The sequence below is a fragment of the Salmonella sp. SA15303 genome, assembly GCF_029962125.1.
Lineage (GTDB): Bacteria > Pseudomonadota > Gammaproteobacteria > Enterobacterales > Enterobacteriaceae > Salmonella > Salmonella enterica.
Genome location: NZ_CP123924.1, coordinates 417,204 through 435,196, shown reverse-complemented (window position 1 = coordinate 435,196; position 17,993 = coordinate 417,204). Strand labels below are relative to the sequence as shown.

Sequence of the window (17,993 nt, the reverse complement as noted above, 5' to 3'; positions counted from 1 at the left end):
CCTCAGAATCTCAGGATGACATCATAGTTGCCAAGCTCGCGGCGTAACGCCACGGGTTCCAGCGGCGTGGCGTCTACCACAAAATTAATGTTCTCCAGACCACGCTCGCGCAGCGATGCCGCGCAGATCCAGCATTGATCAATATCGTACAAATCAAAGAGCTTGAAAGTAGCAATATAGTCACGCGCCAGTACAGCGTCTGGTTTTTGTCCGGGTAATAACTGAAAGACGCCGTCGCTGATAAAAAAGACGCCCAGCGCTTCCGTTAGCGCTGACGTCGCCAGCAGCGCATCCAGCCCTTCACGACCTGAGGCGCTGCCGTGCGGCGCGGTGGAAAAGACAAATGCAATACGTTTCATTAAAACTGCACCACCCGATCGCAGGTGAGAGATGCCTCCGCCAGCGCGCCCAGGCCGCTTAGCGTAAAGCCCGGCTGAAGATTGGCGGACGGCAACGCCAATCTGCCGGCTTCAGTTTCATCAATAATACCGCGACGAAGCGCCGCCGCGACACAGATGTTCAGCGCTACGCCATGCTGCGTATTCAATTTCTGCCAGGCGCGTACCAGATCATATTCATCGCTCGCCGGCGAGGTCAGGAGATTGGCGTTATAGACACCTTCCCGATAGAAAAAGACGCTGGCTAACTCATGCCCCTCATTGAGCAGCGCGTGGGCGAACTGCAATGCGCTGCTGGCCTGCTGGGTGCCATATGCCGGCCCGGTGACCATAATGGCATAACGCATTATTTATCCTGCCCCTGAAAGTCGCCGCTTTTGAACTGGCGAATATAGAGGTAAACCGTGTGTTTTGAGATATTCAGACGATCGGCTACCTGGTTAATGGCGTCTTTAATATCGAAAATGCCTTTTTCGTACAGGTTAAGGACGATCTGACGATTTTTCGCATTGTTAGAAACATTACGATCGGCATTCACTTCTTCGATCGTGAACTCCAGCGTCTGGGTGACTAAATCTTCGACTGAGGAGGCAAAATTAACCGCTGAGCCGACTTCCGGCGTTTCCGGCGGAATAAAGGTATTCATAATCTGTGAAAATGGCACATCGAGATTCATGTTGATGCACAGTAGACCAATGACGCGCTGCTCGCGGTTGCGAATGGCAATCGTCAACGACTTCATCAAGACACCGCTTTTCGCGCGCGTGAAATAGCATTTCGACACGCTACTGTCCGCCCCTGTCATGTCGTGCAACATACGCAACGCCAGGTCGGTAATCGGCGAGCCAATTTTACGGCCCGTATGTTCGCCATTGGCAATACGAATGGCTGAACATTTTAGATCCTGCAAAGAGTGCAATACGATTTCACAATGGGAACCTATAAGCATCGCTAACCCGTCCACTACCGCTTCGTAGGATTTCAGAATATCGAAGTCGGTTTGCTCGAAGGGACGCTGATCCAGCAAATCAAGTTCACTGGTTTCGTTGGTTAAAAGCGACCTGGACATGAAAAAAAACACTCCTTTTCAGGAGCCTGTCGTTATGTTTTCAGGGCAGGCTCATTATTTACGCGGATGATTAAATTAATACAGTGAGGGTTCATCTTTCCAGTACTAATTTGCTCGTCTATTTCAGACTACGTGTGCGTTGGCGGTCATTCAGCCTACGGTCTCGCCCTTAACGACCAGCGCAAGCGCCGTTATCCGCAAATCAAATTATGGTGAGTAATATATCCGGCCTGAATAAAAAAAACCGCCGCTATTACAAGCGGCGGCTCTCAGTTTTTATTTTTTAGCAGCATCTGCGGCTTTAGCGTCAGCCGCATCGGCAGGTTTAGCATCCGCTTTCGGCGCTGGTTTGATATCCAGCAGCTCTACGTCGAATACCAGGGTTGAGTTTGCCGGGATCCCCGGAACGCCCGTTTTACCGTAGGCCAGCTCAGGTGGGATAACCAGCTTGATCTTGCCGCCTTTCTTAATATTTTTCAGACCTTCAGTCCAGCCAGGGATAACGCCGTCCAGACGGAAGGAGAGCGGTTCGCCGCGCGTGTAAGAGTTATCAAACTCTTTACCGTCGATCAGAGTACCTTTGTAGTTCACCACAACGGTATCGCTATCTTTCGGCGCCTCGCCTGTGCCTTCTTTCTCTACTTTGTAAAGCAGGCCGGTAGAGGAGGTTTTCACACCTTTCTCTTTAGCAAAAGCGTCGCGGAACGTTTTACCTTTTGCTTCGTTATCGGCAGCGTCTTTTTCCATCTTCGCCTGAGCAGCGCTCTTCACGCGTGCTTCAAACGTCTGCAGCGTTTGCTCAATTTCCTGATCGGACAGTTTGCTCTTATCGGCAAAGGCATCCTGAACGCCGGCAATCAACTGATCTTTATCCAGTTTGATGCCTAACTTTTCCTGCTCTTTAAGCGAATTTTCCATGTAACGACCCAGCGAGGCGCCCAGCGCATAAGCCGCTTTTTGATCGTCGTTTTTAAATGCTGCTTTGCTATCAGCGGTAGCTGCCGGTTTCGCCGCATCAGCAGCAAAAGTGATCGGTGCGTGCATAGCAACGGCCATCGTAGTTGCCAGCAGCGTGGCTTTAAACAGTGATTTCATCCATATCTCCAGGGCCGGGGCATCTCGCCCCATGTTAACTTACGTAAGAAGCGTACTATAAATCGTTGCAGAACAAATCAACATACGAACACGCCCTATTATCACTTCTTTTCAGACTCTTTTTGTTTAAATTAGTTTCGTAGTGCGCGTAATGGTTGCTGTGAAAGCCGGTAAAGTTAAGTAGAATCCGCCGACGGAGACAACATAAAGAGGTACATCATGCAGGATATCACGATGGAAGCTCGTCTGGCTGAACTGGAAAGCCGTCTGGCGTTCCAGGAGATTACCATAGAAGAACTAAACCTGACGGTAACCGCACATGAAATGGAGATGGCGAAGCTGCGCGATCATCTGCGTTTGCTCACGGAAAAGTTAAAAGCCAGTCAGCCGTCAAATATCGCCTCTCAGGCAGAAGAAACGCCGCCGCCGCATTATTGAGACGAAAAAAAGCGGGGTTAACCCGCTTTTTTTGTGCCCGATGATTTATCGAACCAATGATAATACCCTAAGGATTTCGAGTCACAGCAAGGCTGCAAGCTTGAAAATTCCCCGGGAGCATAGATAACTATGTGACCGGGGTTTGAAAGCGTAGCCAACACCGCGGTGGCTTGAAAGACGACGGGGATTAATGGCAGCCGCAGCCGCCTTTACCACCACCGCCGCAGCAGCCTTCGCCGCCGTGCTCGTGACCATGGTCATGACCATGACCGCCACAGCAGCCGTCTTCACCGTGATCGTGGTGGTGATCGTGCGCGCCATGAACATGACCGTGAGCCAGTTCTTCTTCAGTCGCTTCACGAATCGCAACAACTTCTACGTTAAATTTCAGATTCTGGCCCGCCAGCATGTGGTTACCATCAACCACAACGTGATCGTCTTCCACTTCGGTAATCTCTACCGGTACCGGGCCCTGGTCGGTTTCCGCCAGGAAACGCATCCCTACCTGCAGTTCATCAACGCCCATAAAGACGTCTTTAGGCACACGCTGCACCAGATTTTCGTCATACTGGCCGTAAGCGTCGTTCGCGCCAACAGCGACATCAAATTTGTCGCCAACTTCATGGCCTTCCAGCGCGGTTTCCAGACCAGAGATCAGGGAGCCGTGACCGTGCAGGTAATCCAGCGGCGCACTCACCGGAGACTCATCAACCAACACACCGTCTTCTGTACGTACCTGATAGGCCAGGCTGACCACCAGGTCTTTTGCTACTTTCATGATATCTCCTGAGCATGGGAAGAATAGTGGCGCAGATTGTAGCGGAATTCTGCAGCCGTGTACCCCTTAGCTTAAAAAAACCTGCGGCATATCGCTAGTCCGGATGAAAAATCCCGATCACTTGCTCTTCTTTGCGAACATGCTCGCGGACGTCTTTATCCGCTTCCCGCATTTGATGCCCGCACTTAACGCATTCAACAATATCGACATTATTTTCACGCCACATCGCCATTGTATCCTGCGCCTGACAGGCCGGACATTTCGCGCCTGCAATAAAACGTTTACGGATTGCCATTGTTTTACCCCTACTCAAATTCATCCCAGCCATCCAACTGGCGCCGTTCCTGTTGCATTTCCCGCTGAAAAATCTCCTCCAGTTCGCGTCGGGCCTCTCTGGCGCGCGAAATCTGTACCATGTCGCTATGCTCCGGGATCAGTTCCCGCAACATTCGCATATCCAGCCGACGAAAATGCAACTGCGCGCGTTGCGCCTGATGCGGATGCATACCTAACGACACCAGAGTTTTACGTCCCAGTTCCAGCGCGCTGGAAAACGTTTCACGGGAAAACTGCGTGACGCCAGCCTGTAATAACTCATGGGCCTCCACACGTCCACGCGCTCGCGCAAGAATATGCAGATGAGGAAAATGCTGCTGACACAGCGCCACCAGCTTCATCGTGTCTTCCGGTTCATTACACGTGATGACTATCGACTCCGCCGCTTCCGCGCCCGCAGAACGCAGCAGCTCGACTTGTGTAGCGTCGCCGTAATACACTTTATAACCATATTTGCGCATCAGATTAACGGCGCCGATATCGCGTTCCAGCACGGTGATACGCATCTTATTCGCCATCAATAAGCGAGCGATCACCTGACCAAAACGGCCAAAGCCGACGACAATCACCTGGGGCTTATCATCCTCAACCCACGGCTTTTCATCATTCTCTTCCGGGCCATTAAGGCGGCGCGATAACCACTTATCAATCCCTTTCATCAGTAGCGGCGTGGTCATCATTGATAATGTGACAGTCACCAATAATAACGCCATCTGATCGCCCTGAAACAGGCGCTGAGAAGAGGCGGTAGAAAAGAGCACAAAAGCGAACTCGCCCCCCTGACTCAGCACGCTGGCAAACTGCATCCGTTCAGAACTTCTTATTCCATATAGCCGCGCCAGCAGATACAGCGTCAACATTTTTATGACGACCAGAATAACAACGCTCGCCGCCACCCACAGTAAATGGGTATAAAGTACGCCGAGATTTAGCGACATACCGACGGAGATAAAGAACAGCCCAAGCAGTAAACCTTTAAAGGGATCGATAGCATTTTCCAGCTCATGCCGGTATTCGCTCTCTGCCAGTAAAACGCCGGCAATGAAGGTTCCCAGGGCCATCGACAGTCCCAGCGCATCCATAAATAAGGCGGCGCTCAACACCAGCAACAGCGTCGCGGCAGTGAAGACCTCCCGCACGCCAGACGCAGCAATAAAACGAAATACCGGGCGCAGCAGGTAACGACCGCCAATCAGCATTACCGCGAAAGCCAGTACCTTCATTGCCACTTTAAACCAGTCGAAATGCTCGTCGGCCGATCCCGCCAATAAAGGCACCAACGCCAGTGCGGGGATCACCGCTAAATCCTGAAACAGTAAGACGGAAAACCCTAACTGCCCGGACTCGCTACGATTCATGCCTTTCTCGCGCATCAGTTGTAGCGCCATCGCCGTCGAAGACATCGCCAGGCCAATCCCGCCGACGACCGCCGCCTGCCATAAGAAATCAGCAAGCATCAATAATCCCGCCAGCACCGCCGCGCTTAACAGCACCTGAGCAGCGCCGACGCCGAAGATAGAGCGCCGCAGTTGCCAAAGCCGGGACGGATTGAGTTCGAGACCAATGATAAACATCAGAAACACGACGCCCAGTTCGGAAAAGTGCAGGATCTCGTCAACGTCGCTGATAAATCCCAGCCCCCACGGACCGATGGCGATTCCCGCCAGCAAATACCCTAGCACCGCGCCGATGCCCAGCCTGGCGGCTAACGGCACCGCCGCTACCGCTGCGAAGAGGAACAACACTCCCGCGGTCAATAAATCAGCACCTTCCATCAATAGCCTCCCGCGCTCACAGGATTCGCCAGCCACTCGCCATAGGCTTTCGCATGACTGGCCAGCGTCTGCGGCGACTGGCGGCGCGCCCAGTACACAATAATGGGCGGCATCCAGTGCATCCGGCACATGGCCGCGGTCAGTTCAAAAGGGCGGAGTACATCGCTCATTGGATAGCGGTTTAGCGCGTCATACCGGTAAGCGCTCTCCGGCTCGCCGGTCGTAATCACGCTACGCCAGTACTTTCCCACCAGTTGGTTTCCCCCTGGTCCGCTGGCGAACCCCCGACTCAAAACGCGATCAAGCCATTCTTTCAGTAAAGCCGGACAGCTATAGGTGTAAAGGGGATGCTGAAAAACAATGACGTCGTGCTCACGTAACAGGGCTTGTTCATAGGGCGTGTCGATAAAAAAATCAGGATAGCGCGCATAAAGATCGTGCACGGTTACGTTATTGTGCTGTATGGCCGGTTTAAGCAGTACCCGGTTAGCAACCGAGTCCTGAGATTCCGGATGGGCATACAACAGCAAGACTTTCGCTGGCTGAGACATCAATCCCCCTCCCGGTTGTTTTGGGTCGATACATGCCATTCTTCAGGCCGCTTCTACGTTGACAGCGTTTGTTCAACTCAGGAACGTACTCTATGTCCGCCGCTGGGGATTAATGAGAGATATTCTTGTCCCTCACCAAAGGCGGCCTGAATGATTTTGTGTATCGTTGTTGTTTTGAGCTACCATTGCGCTCCAGCGCGGCGGTACGCCCGAATATTACATTATCATAATGATAAATTAACATAGTCTGAACATACGGCGCCTTATGATTGTTTTCTCCTCGTTACAAATTCGTCGCGGCGTGCGCGTCCTACTGGACAATGCCTCGGCTACCATTAATCCAGGCCAGAAAGTCGGCCTGGTGGGTAAAAACGGCTGCGGTAAATCTACCCTGCTGGCATTGCTAAAAAATGAAATCAGCGCCGATGCCGGGAGTTTTACCCTGCCCGGAACCTGGCAATTAGCGTGGGTGAATCAGGAAACACCTGCGTTGCCTCAGCCAGCGATTGAGTATGTCATTGACGGCGACCGTGAATACCGGCAGCTGGAGGCGCAGCTTAACGACGCCAACGAACGTAACGACGGACATGCTATCGCCTCCATACATGGCAAGCTGGACGCCATCGACGCATGGACCGTTCGTTCGCGCGCCGCCAGCCTGCTACACGGTCTCGGCTTCTCTAACGATCAGCTGGAACGTCCGGTCAGCGACTTTTCCGGCGGCTGGCGGATGCGCCTTAACCTGGCCCAGGCGCTGATTTGCCGTTCCGATTTACTGCTGCTCGACGAACCGACCAACCACCTCGATCTGGATGCCGTCATCTGGCTGGAAAAATGGCTGAAGAGCTATCCGGGCACCCTGATTCTGATCTCCCACGATCGCGACTTTCTTGACCCGATAGTGGATAAAATTATCCATATCGAACAACAGACTCTGTTCGAGTACACCGGCAACTACAGCGCGTTTGAAGTTCAGCGCGCCACGCGCCTGGCGCAACAGCAGGCGATGTATGAGAGTCAGCAGGAGCGTGTGGCGCATCTGCAAAGCTACATCGACCGTTTCCGCGCTAAAGCGACCAAGGCCAAGCAGGCGCAAAGCCGTATCAAGATGCTGGAGCGTATGGAGCTGATTGCGCCGGCTCATGTCGACAACCCGTTCCATTTCAGCTTCCGCGCGCCGGAAAGCCTGCCGAACCCGCTGCTGAAGATGGAAAAAGTCAGCGCAGGTTATGGCGATCGCATCATTCTGGAATCCATCAAGCTGAACCTGGTGCCCGGCTCGCGTATCGGCCTGCTGGGTCGCAACGGCGCGGGGAAATCGACGCTGATCAAGCTGCTGGCGGGCGAACTGGAACCGTTGCACGGTGAAATCGGCCTCGCCAAAGGCATTAAGCTCGGCTACTTCGCCCAGCACCAACTGGAGTTCCTGCGCGCCGATGAATCCCCGCTGCAACATATGGCGCGTCTGGCGCCGCAGGAACTGGAGCAGAAGCTGCGCGACTATCTCGGCGGCTTCGGTTTCCAGGGCGACAAAGTAACGGAAGAGACGCAACGTTTCTCCGGCGGCGAGAAAGCGCGCCTGGTACTGGCGCTGATCGTCTGGCAGCGTCCAAATCTGCTGTTGCTCGATGAACCGACCAACCACCTGGATCTCGACATGCGTCAGGCGCTCACCGAAGCGCTGATTGATTTCGAAGGCGCATTGGTCGTCGTGTCGCACGACCGCCACCTGATTCGCTCCACCACTGACGACCTCTATCTGGTTCACGACAAAAAGGTCGAACCGTTCGACGGAGACCTGGAAGATTATCAGCAATGGCTGAGCGACGTGCAGAAACAGGAAAACCAGGCCGACAACGCGCCGAAGGAAAACAACGCCAACAGCGCTCAGTCACGCAAAGATCAGAAGCGTCGCGAAGCCGAGCTACGCACTCTGACGCAACCGCTGCGTAAAGAGATTACCCGTCTGGAAAAAGAGATGGAAAAGCTCAACGCCCAACTGGCGCAGGCGGAAGAGAAGCTTGGCGACAGCAGCCTGTATGACCCAAGCCGTAAAGCGGAGATGACCGAGTGTCTGCAACTGCAGGCCAGCGCCAAATCCGGGCTGGAAGCGTGTGAAATGGCATGGCTTGAGGCGCAGGAGCAGCTTGAGCAGATGATGCAGAACGACTAAGAGCCTATCCCATTAGGCTATTTTATTCGCCATTTTAGGGCCGGGCAGTGCTCGAAATCCTCACGTACTATGTGTACGCTCCGGTTTCTGCGCGCTGTCCGGCCCCAAACTGGCTTCAACAATTACGCCTACGGGGATAGGCTCTAACGCACGGGGCGGACGATGAACCTGTCTATCACCGATGACATTACCTTCCGCAAGCTCACCATCTTAATGATGCTTGTGGAGAAGGGCAACATCGCCCGTACCGCCGAGGCGCTAAACACGCTGGAAGAGAACGTTCGTGGTCCGCTGTTCGTCCATAAAGGCCTCTTAGGTACTCGCCCCGGTATAAAGATTACCGTTGCGGTCAGCAGCACCGGAACAGAAGCCTGCGTTATGTGATTTAGCGGCAAAGGTTGCCGTGATTTATTTTCGTCAGCGCGTCGTTCACGCCAAATAATGTAAACGTCACCTCATCAACGCCAAGATTTTTCAGACGCGCAGTGTGTTTTTTAATATAAGCCTGCGCCGTTTCTTCGGATTCAAACAAGTAAATACCGCCAGCTTGCTGGTTTTTCTCGCTTTCTGTCCAGATTTTCCAGATGAAGCCCGGCTCCTCATTGATAGACTCCGCCAGCCCGACCAGTTGCTGAGTCATCTCCTCGCCAAAAGGGCCGCTAAAGTTAAAATGGATCTGTAAAAGTGTCTTCGACATGCCTTCTCCTTGAGTCGCATAACTATCGTGTTGCCACACTACCACGATTAATTCGGCTGATGCAGAGGTTCACGCGATTTCTGTGGGGTATTGCGCGCGCCTTGCATACTGCCCTCTCTGGTGAAATGAGGCGCAATTTTATTTCGCCAGACGACCAATTGAACGTAAAATCACATATTGACTAATCTGTGAACCTTATGCGCGGTATAGTATTGTTTCCAATTATCAATTGTTCTGGTGCTATGGTTGAGATCACGTCCACAGAAATGACCCCGCCTGTCAATGACTCGCATGAATTTATTCCCATGCGTGGCATTCGTAATCGCCATTTACAAACTATGCTGCCGCGTTTAATCCGCCGCAAAGTGAAGTTCAACGCCCACTGGCAGCGGCTGGAGCTACCGGACGGCGATTTTGTCGATCTGGCATGGAGCGAAGATCCGCAACAGGCAAAGTATAAACCGCGGCTGGTGGTCTTTCACGGTCTGGAAGGCAGCCTGAACAGCCCCTATGCCCACGGGCTGATTGAGGCGGCGCAAAAGCGCGGCTGGCTAGGCGTGGTGATGCACTTTCGCGGCTGTAGCGGCGAGCCCAACCGTCTGAATCGTATTTACCACTCCGGTGAAACGGAGGATGGAGCCTGGTTTTTACGCTGGCTACAGCGGGAGTTCGGCGCCGTTCCGACAGCCGCCGTGGGCTATTCGCTCGGCGGTAATATGCTGGCGTGCCTGCTGGCGAAAGAAGGCCGCGATATTCCCATCGAGGCGGCGGTAATTGTTTCTGCACCTTTCGTTCTCGAAGCCTGTAGCTACCACATGGACAAAGGGTTTTCCCGCGTCTATCAGCGTTATTTGCTTAATCTGTTAAAAGCGAATGCGTCACGCAAGCTGGCGGCGTACCCCGGGTCGCTGCCGGTGAATCTGGCGCAACTGAAATCAATGCGCCGTATTCGCGAGTTTGACGACCTGATCACCGCGAAAATTCACGGCTTTGCCGACGCCATCGACTACTATCGTCAGTGTAGCGCCATGCCGTTGCTTAACCAGATTGCTAAACCGACGCTGATTATTCACGCTAAAGACGATCCGTTTATGGATCATCATGTGATCCCTAAAGCGGAAGATCTGCCCCCGCAGGTGGAGTATCAGCTGACTGAGCATGGCGGACACGTAGGATTTATCGGCGGTACGCCGTTGCGCCCTGAAATGTGGCTGGAACGCCGAATTCCTGACTGGCTGACAACGTACCTGGAGGCGTCATCATGATCATTCCCTGGCAGGGGCTCGCCCCCGACACGCTGGACAACCTGATCGAAAGCTTTGTGTTGCGCGAAGGCACCGATTATGGTGAACATGAACGTTCGCTTGAACAAAAAGTCGCTGACGTAAAACGCCAACTGCAATCCGGCGAGGCCGTGCTGGTATGGTCTGAATTACATGAAACGGTCAATATTATGCCGAAAAAGCAGTTTCGCGAATAAAACGCCTTTGCCGACAATACATTATTACTAAAGCTCAATCATGGAGTTGCCATGTCAGCCAAACATCCGGTGATAGCAGTAACAGGGTCAAGCGGCGCGGGGACCACCACCACCAGCCTCGCGTTTCGTAAAATTTTCGCGCAGTTAAATCTGCACGCCGCCGAGGTGGAAGGCGACAGTTTTCATCGTTACACCCGCCCGGAAATGGATATGGCGATCCGCAAAGCGCGTGACGCCGGGCGGCATATCAGCTATTTCGGGCCTGAAGCCAATGACTTCAGCCTACTGGAACATACCTTTATTGAGTACGGGCAGACGGGTAAAGGCCAGTCGCGTAAATATCTGCATACCTATGATGAAGCCGTACCGTGGAATCAGGTTCCCGGCACGTTTACGCCCTGGCAGCCGCTACCCGAACCGACCGATGTGCTGTTTTATGAAGGACTGCACGGCGGCGTCGTCACCCCGCAACATGATGTCGCGCGTCATGTTGATCTGTTGGTTGGCGTGGTGCCTATCGTCAACCTCGAGTGGATTCAGAAACTGATTCGCGACACCAGCGAGCGCGGACACTCCCGTGAAGCGGTGATGGATTCCGTGGTGCGTTCCATGGACGACTACATCAATTACATTACGCCGCAATTCTCGCGTACCCATATCAACTTCCAGCGCGTACCGACCGTCGACACGTCCAATCCGTTCGCCGCAAAGGGTATTCCCTCGCTGGATGAGAGTTTTGTGGTGATCCATTTCCGCAATCTGGAAGGGATCGATTTTCCCTGGCTCCTGGCGATGCTCCAGGGCTCGTTCATTTCTCACATTAATACATTAGTGGTGCCGGGCGGCAAAATGGGGCTGGCGATGGAGCTGATTATGTTGCCGCTGGTGCAGCGATTAATGGAAGGCAAAAAAATCGAATAACCGCGGTGAAATGCCCGATGGCGCTACGCTTATCGGGCCTACGAGATAAAAACGGGTAGGCCGGATAAAGCCACGCCGCCATCCGGCATCACATGTTACGCCGCAATCACTTCATACGAATGGGTAATATTGACCGCTTTTTCCAGCATTAGCGCCACCGAGCAATATTTTTCCGCGGAGAGATCGACAGCGCGCGCGACGGCAGCCTCTTTCAGATCGCTGCCGGTAACGATAAAATGCAGATTAATGTGCGTAAACAGGCGCGGCGCGTCTTCCCGGCGCTCGGATGTCAGCTTCACTTCGCAGTTGGTGACATTCTGACGGCCCTTTTGCAGGATTGATACCACATCAATAGCGCTACATCCGCCAGCCGCCATTAATACCATCTCCATCGGACTCGGCGCTTTGTCACCGGAGTTGCCATCCATTAAAATCTGGTGGCCGGAGGAGGACTCTCCGAGGAACGTGAGCCCTTCAACCCACTTTACACGCGCTTGCATATTTCGTAACTCCAATGTTTCAATTTTCCTGAAAGATTACGCGCATACAACAAAAGTCGCAATGGAAGGCGACCTGGGTCATGCTGAAGCGAGACACCAGGAGACACACGGCGAAAGCTATGCTAAAACAGACAAGATGCTACAGTAATACATTGACGTACTGCATGTATGCAGAGGACATCACATTACAGGCTACAATCTATTTTCGTAGCCCCCTTCCCAGGTAGCGGGAAGTATATTTTTGCAACCCCAGAGACAGTGCCGTTTTCTGGCTCTGGAGACAGCTTATAACAGAGGATAACCGCGCATGGTGCTTGGCAAACCGCAAACAGACCCGACTCTTGAATGGTTCTTGTCTCATTGCCACATTCATAAGTACCCGTCAAAGAGCACGCTGATTCACCAGGGTGAAAAAGCAGAAACGCTGTACTACATCGTTAAAGGCTCCGTGGCAGTGCTGATCAAAGATGAAGAAGGGAAAGAAATGATCCTTTCTTATCTGAATCAGGGTGATTTTATTGGTGAACTGGGCCTGTTTGAAGAAGGCCAGGAACGCAGCGCCTGGGTACGTGCGAAAACCGCATGTGAGGTCGCTGAAATTTCCTACAAAAAATTTCGCCAATTAATCCAGGTCAACCCGGATATTCTGATGCGCCTCTCTTCCCAGATGGCTCGTCGCTTACAAGTCACCTCTGAAAAAGTAGGTAACCTCGCCTTCCTTGACGTCACCGGGCGTATCGCTCAGACGCTGCTGAATCTGGCGAAACAGCCCGATGCCATGACGCACCCGGATGGGATGCAGATCAAAATCACTCGTCAGGAAATCGGCCAGATCGTCGGCTGCTCCCGCGAAACCGTTGGTCGTATTTTGAAAATGCTGGAAGATCAAAACCTGATCTCCGCGCATGGCAAGACCATCGTCGTCTACGGCACCCGTTAATTCCGTCAGAATGGCGCGTTTTATCATGCGCCATTTTTGTTTGCATCGATGTGGCGAAGACTGATTTATCACCCAGAGATTAATTACGCACTACGGCAAACGCTGGTGCTGTGCCTGCCTGTGGCTGTTGGTTTATTAATAGGCCAGCTACACCTGGGCTTGCTTTTCTCTCTCGTTCCCGCCTGCTGCAACATTGCAGGTCTGGATACCCCGCACAAACGCTTTTTTAAACGCCTGATCATCGGCGCGTCGCTGTTCGCCGGATGCAGTCTGGTAACGCAACTTCTGCTGGCGGAATCCATCCCCCTGCCGTTGATCCTGACCGGCCTCACGCTGGTGCTTGGCGTGACGGCGGAAATTAGCCCGCTTCACGCGCGGCTACTGCCAGCATCGCTGATTGCCGCCATCTTTACCCTGAGCCTTGCGGGATACATGCCCGTCTGGGAGCCGCTGCTCATTTATGCGCTGGGCACGCTATGGTACGGCGTGTTTAACTGGTTTTGGTTCTGGCTATGGCGCGAACAGCCGCTGCGCGAGTCATTGAGTTTGTTATACCGTGAACTGGCCGATTATTGCGAAGCGAAATACAGCCTGCTCACCCAACATATCGATCCGGAAAAAGCGCTGCCTCCCCTGCTGATACGCCAGCAAAAAGCGGTCGATCTCATTACCCAGTGTTACCAACAGATGCATATGCTTTCGGCGCACAACAATAATGATTACAAGCGTCTACTACGGGCTTTTCAGGAAGCGATGGATTTGCAGGAGCACATCTCCGTCAGCTTGCATCAGCCGGAAGAGGTACAGAAACTGGTAGAACGCAGCCATGCGGAAGAGGTGATTCGCTGGAATGCGCAAACGGTCGCCGCCCGTCTGCGCGTGCTGGCGGATGACATTCTTTATCATCGTCTGCCGACGCGCTTCTCCATGGAAAAACAGATTGGCGCTCTGGAGAAGATCGCCAATCAGCATCCTGAAAATCCGGTAGGCCAGTTCTGCTATTGGCACTTCAGTCGAATCGCCCGTGTGCTGCGTACTCAGCGACCGCTGTACGCCCGCGACCTGATGGCCGATAAACAGCGTCGTTTGCCGCTACTTCCGGCGCTGAAAAATTATATGTCTCTTAAATCGCCGGCGCTACGCAACGCCGGACGCATCAGCGTGATGATGAGCATCGCCAGTCTGATGGGCAGTGCGTTGCACCTGCCTAAACCGTACTGGATACTCATGACGGTGCTGTTTGTCACCCAAAACGGCTATGGCGCGACGCGCGTACGTATTCTGCACCGTTCGGTCGGAACGCTGGTCGGCCTGGTGATTGCCGGCGTCACGCTGCACTTACATATTCCCGAAAGCATTACGCTGGCGGTCATGCTGGTACTAACGCTGGCAAGTTATCTGATTATTCGTAAAAACTACGGCTGGGCGACGGTCGGCTTTACGGTGACGGCGGTATACACCATCCAGTTACTGACGTTAAACGGAGAGCAGTTTATTGTGCCGAGGCTGATCGATACGCTGATTGGCTGTTTAATTGCCTTTGGCGGCATGGTCTGGCTGTGGCCGCAATGGCAAAGCGGGCTATTACGTAAAAACGCCCATGATGCGCTGGAAGCCGATCAAGAAGCTATCCGACTGATCCTCAGTAACGATCCGCAGGCCACCCCGCTCGCTTATCAAAGAATGCGGGTCAACCAGGCGCATAACACGTTATTCAACTCGTTAAATCAGGCAATGCAGGAACCCGGATTCAATACCCACTATCTGTCGGATATGAAACTATGGGTCACGCACAGCCAGTTTATTGTCGAGCATATCAACGCTATGACGACGCTGGCGCGGGAACACACCATGCTGACGCCGGATCTGGCGCAGCGCTATCTGGAATCTTGCGAGATTGCGATTCAGCGCTGCCAGCAGCGCCTGGAGTACGACAGGCCAGGCGGCTCCGGCGATGTCAATATTCTGGAGTCGCCGGACATGCCGTCACATGGCTTATTGAGCACTCTGGAACAACATTTACAGCGCATCATCGGCCATCTGAACACCATGCACACCATTTCGTCGATGGCCTGGCGTCAGCGTCCGCATCACGGTATCTGGCTGAGTAAGCGGCTACGGGATACAAAAGGTTAAGACCGACCGCCGGATGCGCTACGCTTATCCGGCAATCCGCCATCAGGCCACCACCTTCCCTACCGCCTGCGCAAAGCGCTGCATTCCTTCATGGATATCCGCCTCTTCCACCACCAGCGACGGGGCAAAACGCATCACGTCGGCTCCGGCATTGAGCACCATCACGCCGGCCTCCGCGCCTGCGTACAGAAAATCGCGCGCCCGACCTTTGTACTTCGGCTTCAGTTCCGCGCCAATCAGCAGCCCCATGCCGCGAATATCGCTGAAAATGTCAAATTGCTCGTCAATCGCCTGCAAATGTTGCACAAACTGTTGCCGCTTAGTGTGAATGCCTTGTAGTACCTCTGGCGTATTAATAATATCGAATGCCGCGCCAGCCACCGCACAGGCCAGCGGATTGCCGCCATAGGTTGAACCATGCGAACCTACATGGAAGGCCGAGGCTATTTCCTGCGTGGTCAGCATGGCGCTCACCGGAAAACCGCCGCCTAACGCTTTGGCGCTGGTGAGGATATCCGGCGTGACGCCGTAGTGCATATAGGCAAACAGGTCTCCGGTGCGCCCCATCCCACACTGCACTTCATCAAACACCAGCAACGCCTGATGCTCGTCACACAGGTCGCGTAACCCTTTGAGGAATTCCGGTGTAGCCGCCTGCACGCCGCCTTCACCCTGAATCGGCTCGACCACCACCGCGCAGGTGTGGTCATCCATTACCGCTTTCACCGCATGAAGATCGTTGAAGGGAACGTGAATAATATCGGCGGGTTTCGGCCCAAAGCCGTCGGAATATTTCGGCTGCCCGCCTACAGAGACGGTAAACAAGGAACGGCCATGAAAAGCGTTATGGAAGGCAATGATTTTCGTTTTGAACGGGCTATGGCGCACGCAGGCATAATGACGCGCCAGTTTAAAAGCGGTTTCGTTCGCTTCGGTGCCGGAATTCATAAACAGCACGCGCTCGGCAAACGTGGCGTCGATCAGTTTACGTCCCAGACGCAACGCTGGTTCATTGGTAAAAACGTTACTGGTATGCCACAAGGTTTCCCCCTGGGATTTCAGCGCCTCGACCAGCGCCGGATGGCAATGGCCCAGCGCAGTCACTGCAATCCCGCCGGCGAAATCAATATACTCTTTGCCCTGCTGATCCCATACTCGGCTGCCTTTACCTTTGACCGGAATAAAGTCCGCCGGTGCATAAACAGGCAGAATCACCTCATCAAAAGTTGCGCGCGTAATAGCCGTTTGTTCAGTTGCCATATCATTACCACCCGGTTAAGTAGAAATGCCAGTGAAATTATAATCACAAAATATGAATAAAAAATCACTCAATAGCAACCACAAATCAACGCCGGAGGAAATTTTTCAGCAGAGCGTGTCCTTGTTCGCTGAGAATACTTTCCGGGTGGAACTGCACGCCTTCCAGATCCCACTCGCGGTGGCGAATGCCCATAATCTCCTGCGTTTCGCTCCAGGCGGTGATCTCAAAACACTCAGGCAACGTGGCAGGGTCGACAATCAGCGAGTGGTAACGTGTCACGGTTAACGGGCTGGGCAATCCCCGAAACACGCCCTGTCCATTATGCGTAACAGGTGACGTTTTACCGTGCATCACTTTCGCTGCCCGCACTACCGACGCACCAAAGGCCTGCGCCATCGCCTGATGACCCAGGCAAACGCCCAGCATCGGAATACGTCCGGCATAATGGCGGATGACCGCCAGTGAAATGCCAGCGTCATTCGGCGTACAGGGGCCAGGAGAGATAACGATTTTTTGCGGGTTCAAAGCGTCAATGTGCGCCAGCGTTAGCGCATCATTGCGCCGGACCTGCACTTCCGCGCCCAGTTCACAAAAATACTGGTAGAGGTTCCAGGTAAAGGAATCATAGTTATCGATAAGCAGGATCATGGCGGCTCCGGGTGAGTAGAACCGCACTATTTTACTCAGTTTCGCGAGCTTCGCTTATCGCTTTCTGAAAAATCGCCCGCAAAGCGGAGAGATCGCCCATCGCGCCGCTCTGGTTCGCCTGCTTCCATGTTTCAACCGCAATACCTTGCCAACTCAGCGCGTAGCCTGCATGTAGCGCCAGTTGTTCAAAGAAGATGCGCTGCGCCAACCCGCTCCCAAAACGAAACGGATGAAGCACATTAATTTCACAGTAGTAATGCGCCAGCCGCTCGACAAACTTCTCGTGCGCCAGACCAACCAGGTAGCCCTCTTCTTCCAGATCCTGCATCAGAGCGTTGCCCTCTTTTTCGATATAGGCAAAGTGGCAAAAACGGGTATCGCCCTGGTAAATATCGACCTCCCGCAGTTGCCCTGCCCAGTCGAAAATATCCTGATAGAGCTGGCGATGAATCGCGCACAGATGAGGCAAGCCGCGTACCAGCGGCCCCAGTTCAATCGTAGCGGCGCGGAGCGCGGTCATTTCGTATGCCGCTTGCGCCAGTCGCTGGGCCTGATGAATCCCCAGCCGATTACGCATCACATTCAGCCCCGGATAGAGGTACGGATCGCGTCCTTCGCCAAATTTATCGCTCATAGTGCCTCCGAAGCTCGTCAAGACGTACCAGCGCTTCGTCGGCAGTCAGGGTTACTAAGGGGATCTCAATACCTTCGAGACGGCGGCTTTGCTGGAAGTTAACGTTGCGCCGTTGCTCCCAAAAGCGTGACTTTTGTTTATCGGTAAGTTTCTTCACCTGGCC

Annotated in this window: 22 protein-coding genes; 8 read left to right on the top strand and 14 right to left on the bottom strand. The window is 53.4% G+C overall.

All coding sequences use genetic code 11. The features are described 5' to 3' along the window. Window positions 1-2 precede the first annotated feature (2 nt). From tusC to fkpA, 4 genes are all read right to left on the bottom strand, one after another. Window positions 3-359, bottom strand: coding sequence for a sulfurtransferase complex subunit TusC (gene tusC / locus QEN31_RS01965; RefSeq protein ID WP_000820704.1), 357 nt, complete (start codon window positions 357-359; stop codon window positions 3-5). Next, complete coding sequence (tusD, locus tag QEN31_RS01960; protein WP_001268010.1) at window positions 359-745, bottom strand: sulfurtransferase complex subunit TusD; 387 nt, start codon at window positions 743-745, stop codon at window positions 359-361. The genes tusC and tusD overlap by 1 nt, the downstream gene beginning before the upstream one ends. Next, on the bottom strand, window positions 745-1,467 hold the full coding sequence (locus QEN31_RS01955; RefSeq protein WP_000091471.1) for a helix-turn-helix transcriptional regulator: 723 nt from the start codon (window positions 1,465-1,467) through the stop codon (window positions 745-747). Before QEN31_RS01955 ends, tusD begins: the two co-directional genes overlap by 1 nt. 276 nt (window positions 1,468-1,743) lie before the next feature. Further along, complete coding sequence (gene fkpA, locus QEN31_RS01950; RefSeq protein WP_000838227.1) at window positions 1,744-2,562, bottom strand: FKBP-type peptidyl-prolyl cis-trans isomerase; 819 nt, start codon at window positions 2,560-2,562, stop codon at window positions 1,744-1,746. Window positions 2,563-2,781: 219 nt separating this feature from the next. Between fkpA and QEN31_RS01945 the strand changes: the two genes are divergently transcribed. Beyond that, on the top strand, window positions 2,782-3,000 hold the full coding sequence (locus QEN31_RS01945; protein ID WP_001152701.1) for a protein SlyX: 219 nt from the start codon (window positions 2,782-2,784) through the stop codon (window positions 2,998-3,000). Between the two features lie 187 nt (window positions 3,001-3,187). Here QEN31_RS01945 and slyD read toward each other — a convergent pair whose 3' ends face one another. From slyD to kefG, 4 genes are all read right to left on the bottom strand, one after another. Then, the gene (slyD, locus tag QEN31_RS01940; RefSeq protein WP_000861341.1) at window positions 3,188-3,778 is read right to left on the bottom strand and encodes a peptidylprolyl isomerase; all 591 of its coding nucleotides are present in this window, start codon (window positions 3,776-3,778) and stop codon (window positions 3,188-3,190) included. 94 nt (window positions 3,779-3,872) lie between these two features. Further along, a complete protein-coding gene (locus tag QEN31_RS01935; RefSeq protein ID WP_001007735.1) occupies window positions 3,873-4,073 on the bottom strand; it encodes a YheV family putative zinc ribbon protein in 201 nt (66 codons plus the stop codon). Between the two features lie 10 nt (window positions 4,074-4,083). Further along, window positions 4,084-5,889, bottom strand: a complete 1,806-nt coding sequence (gene kefB / locus QEN31_RS01930; protein ID WP_000398133.1) for a glutathione-regulated potassium-efflux system protein KefB — start codon at window positions 5,887-5,889, stop codon at window positions 4,084-4,086. Beyond that, window positions 5,889-6,440: a glutathione-regulated potassium-efflux system ancillary protein KefG gene (gene kefG / locus QEN31_RS01925; protein WP_000081820.1), complete on the bottom strand. Its 552-nt coding sequence runs from the start codon at window positions 6,438-6,440 to the stop codon at window positions 5,889-5,891. Before kefG ends, kefB begins: the two co-directional genes overlap by 1 nt. A 265-nt stretch (window positions 6,441-6,705) precedes the next feature. On the opposite strand from kefG, the gene QEN31_RS01920 reads away from it, so the two are divergent. Both QEN31_RS01920 and QEN31_RS01915 read left to right on the top strand, forming a co-directional pair. Next, window positions 6,706-8,613, top strand: coding sequence for an ABC transporter ATP-binding protein (locus QEN31_RS01920; protein WP_000634766.1), 1,908 nt, complete (start codon window positions 6,706-6,708; stop codon window positions 8,611-8,613). A 162-nt stretch (window positions 8,614-8,775) separates the two neighbouring features. Further along, complete coding sequence (locus QEN31_RS01915; protein ID WP_001054041.1) at window positions 8,776-8,997, top strand: hypothetical protein; 222 nt, start codon at window positions 8,776-8,778, stop codon at window positions 8,995-8,997. A 1-nt stretch (window position 8,998) separates the two neighbouring features. Here the strand turns inward: QEN31_RS01915 and QEN31_RS01910 are convergent, their stop codons facing one another. Continuing rightward, window positions 8,999-9,310, bottom strand: coding sequence for a monooxygenase (locus tag QEN31_RS01910; protein ID WP_000047690.1), 312 nt, complete (start codon window positions 9,308-9,310; stop codon window positions 8,999-9,001). 197 nt (window positions 9,311-9,507) lie between these two features. Here QEN31_RS01910 and QEN31_RS01905 point away from each other — a divergent pair, with 197 nt between their 5' ends. The 3 genes from QEN31_RS01905 to QEN31_RS01895 are packed head-to-tail and all read left to right on the top strand — an operon-like array spanning window position 9,508 to window position 11,711. Continuing rightward, window positions 9,508-10,575, top strand: a complete 1,068-nt coding sequence (locus tag QEN31_RS01905; RefSeq protein WP_001214111.1) for a hydrolase — start codon at window positions 9,508-9,510, stop codon at window positions 10,573-10,575. After that, window positions 10,572-10,790, top strand: coding sequence for a YheU family protein (locus QEN31_RS01900; protein WP_000586568.1), 219 nt, complete (start codon window positions 10,572-10,574; stop codon window positions 10,788-10,790). The genes QEN31_RS01905 and QEN31_RS01900 overlap by 4 nt, the downstream gene beginning before the upstream one ends. A gap of 51 nt (window positions 10,791-10,841) precedes the next feature. After that, window positions 10,842-11,711, top strand: a complete 870-nt coding sequence (locus tag QEN31_RS01895; RefSeq protein WP_001274690.1) for a phosphoribulokinase — start codon at window positions 10,842-10,844, stop codon at window positions 11,709-11,711. A 95-nt stretch (window positions 11,712-11,806) separates the two neighbouring features. Here QEN31_RS01895 and QEN31_RS01890 read toward each other — a convergent pair whose 3' ends face one another. Beyond that, window positions 11,807-12,211, bottom strand: a complete 405-nt coding sequence (locus QEN31_RS01890) for an OsmC family protein (RefSeq protein ID WP_001148919.1) — start codon at window positions 12,209-12,211, stop codon at window positions 11,807-11,809. Between the two features lie 307 nt (window positions 12,212-12,518). Between QEN31_RS01890 and crp the strand changes: the two genes are divergently transcribed. Both crp and QEN31_RS01880 read left to right on the top strand, forming a co-directional pair. After that, on the top strand, window positions 12,519-13,151 hold the full coding sequence (gene crp / locus QEN31_RS01885; RefSeq protein WP_000242758.1) for a cAMP-activated global transcriptional regulator CRP: 633 nt from the start codon (window positions 12,519-12,521) through the stop codon (window positions 13,149-13,151). 48 nt (window positions 13,152-13,199) lie between these two features. Then, the gene (locus tag QEN31_RS01880; protein WP_000269311.1) at window positions 13,200-15,287 is read left to right on the top strand and encodes a YccS/YhfK family putative transporter; all 2,088 of its coding nucleotides are present in this window, start codon (window positions 13,200-13,202) and stop codon (window positions 15,285-15,287) included. A 42-nt stretch (window positions 15,288-15,329) separates the two neighbouring features. Here the strand turns inward: QEN31_RS01880 and argD are convergent, their stop codons facing one another. The 4 genes from argD to QEN31_RS01860 form a co-directional block, all read right to left on the bottom strand. Next, window positions 15,330-16,547 carry a bifunctional acetylornithine/succinyldiaminopimelate transaminase gene (argD, locus tag QEN31_RS01875; RefSeq protein WP_000190023.1) on the bottom strand — a complete coding sequence of 406 codons (1,218 nt, stop codon included), beginning with the start codon at window positions 16,545-16,547 and terminating at the stop codon, window positions 15,330-15,332. A gap of 85 nt (window positions 16,548-16,632) precedes the next feature. Continuing rightward, a complete protein-coding gene (pabA, locus tag QEN31_RS01870; RefSeq protein ID WP_000601880.1) occupies window positions 16,633-17,196 on the bottom strand; it encodes an aminodeoxychorismate synthase component 2 in 564 nt (187 codons plus the stop codon). Between the two features lie 31 nt (window positions 17,197-17,227). After that, window positions 17,228-17,830 carry a putative adenosine monophosphate-protein transferase Fic gene (locus QEN31_RS01865; protein WP_001280671.1) on the bottom strand — a complete coding sequence of 201 codons (603 nt, stop codon included), beginning with the start codon at window positions 17,828-17,830 and terminating at the stop codon, window positions 17,228-17,230. Beyond that, a complete protein-coding gene (locus QEN31_RS01860) occupies window positions 17,820-17,987 on the bottom strand; it encodes a YhfG family protein (RefSeq protein WP_001521109.1) in 168 nt (55 codons plus the stop codon). Before QEN31_RS01860 ends, QEN31_RS01865 begins: the two co-directional genes overlap by 11 nt. Window positions 17,988-17,993 lie beyond the last annotated feature (6 nt).

Bases quoted from the DNA above. Each gene is read 5' to 3' on its own strand.
- QEN31_RS01900 (WP_000586568.1), top strand. From the start codon at position 10,572: ATGATCATTCCCTGGCAGGGGCTCGCCCCCGACACGCTGGACAACCTG.
- argD (WP_000190023.1), bottom strand. From the start codon at position 16,547: ATGGCAACTGAACAAACGGCTATTACGCGCGCAACTTTTGATGAGGTG.
- fkpA (WP_000838227.1), bottom strand. From the start codon at position 2,562: ATGAAATCACTGTTTAAAGCCACGCTGCTGGCAACTACGATGGCCGTT.
- tusD (WP_001268010.1), bottom strand. From the start codon at position 745: ATGCGTTATGCCATTATGGTCACCGGGCCGGCATATGGCACCCAGCAG.
- QEN31_RS01945 (WP_001152701.1), top strand. From the start codon at position 2,782: ATGCAGGATATCACGATGGAAGCTCGTCTGGCTGAACTGGAAAGCCGT.
- QEN31_RS01880 (WP_000269311.1), top strand. From the start codon at position 13,200: ATGTGGCGAAGACTGATTTATCACCCAGAGATTAATTACGCACTACGG.
- QEN31_RS01910 (WP_000047690.1), bottom strand. From the start codon at position 9,310: ATGTCGAAGACACTTTTACAGATCCATTTTAACTTTAGCGGCCCTTTT.
- QEN31_RS01865 (WP_001280671.1), bottom strand. From the start codon at position 17,830: ATGAGCGATAAATTTGGCGAAGGACGCGATCCGTACCTCTATCCGGGG.
- QEN31_RS01905 (WP_001214111.1), top strand. From the start codon at position 9,508: ATGCGCGGTATAGTATTGTTTCCAATTATCAATTGTTCTGGTGCTATG.
- tusC (WP_000820704.1), bottom strand. From the start codon at position 359: ATGAAACGTATTGCATTTGTCTTTTCCACCGCGCCGCACGGCAGCGCC.
- QEN31_RS01890 (WP_001148919.1), bottom strand. From the start codon at position 12,211: ATGCAAGCGCGTGTAAAGTGGGTTGAAGGGCTCACGTTCCTCGGAGAG.
- QEN31_RS01895 (WP_001274690.1), top strand. From the start codon at position 10,842: ATGTCAGCCAAACATCCGGTGATAGCAGTAACAGGGTCAAGCGGCGCG.
- QEN31_RS01955 (WP_000091471.1), bottom strand. From the start codon at position 1,467: ATGTCCAGGTCGCTTTTAACCAACGAAACCAGTGAACTTGATTTGCTG.
- QEN31_RS01920 (WP_000634766.1), top strand. From the start codon at position 6,706: ATGATTGTTTTCTCCTCGTTACAAATTCGTCGCGGCGTGCGCGTCCTA.
- QEN31_RS01915 (WP_001054041.1), top strand. From the start codon at position 8,776: ATGAACCTGTCTATCACCGATGACATTACCTTCCGCAAGCTCACCATC.
- kefB (WP_000398133.1), bottom strand. From the start codon at position 5,889: ATGGAAGGTGCTGATTTATTGACCGCGGGAGTGTTGTTCCTCTTCGCA.
- slyD (WP_000861341.1), bottom strand. From the start codon at position 3,778: ATGAAAGTAGCAAAAGACCTGGTGGTCAGCCTGGCCTATCAGGTACGT.
- QEN31_RS01935 (WP_001007735.1), bottom strand. From the start codon at position 4,073: ATGGCAATCCGTAAACGTTTTATTGCAGGCGCGAAATGTCCGGCCTGT.
- pabA (WP_000601880.1), bottom strand. From the start codon at position 17,196: ATGATCCTGCTTATCGATAACTATGATTCCTTTACCTGGAACCTCTAC.
- kefG (WP_000081820.1), bottom strand. From the start codon at position 6,440: ATGTCTCAGCCAGCGAAAGTCTTGCTGTTGTATGCCCATCCGGAATCT.
- crp (WP_000242758.1), top strand. From the start codon at position 12,519: ATGGTGCTTGGCAAACCGCAAACAGACCCGACTCTTGAATGGTTCTTG.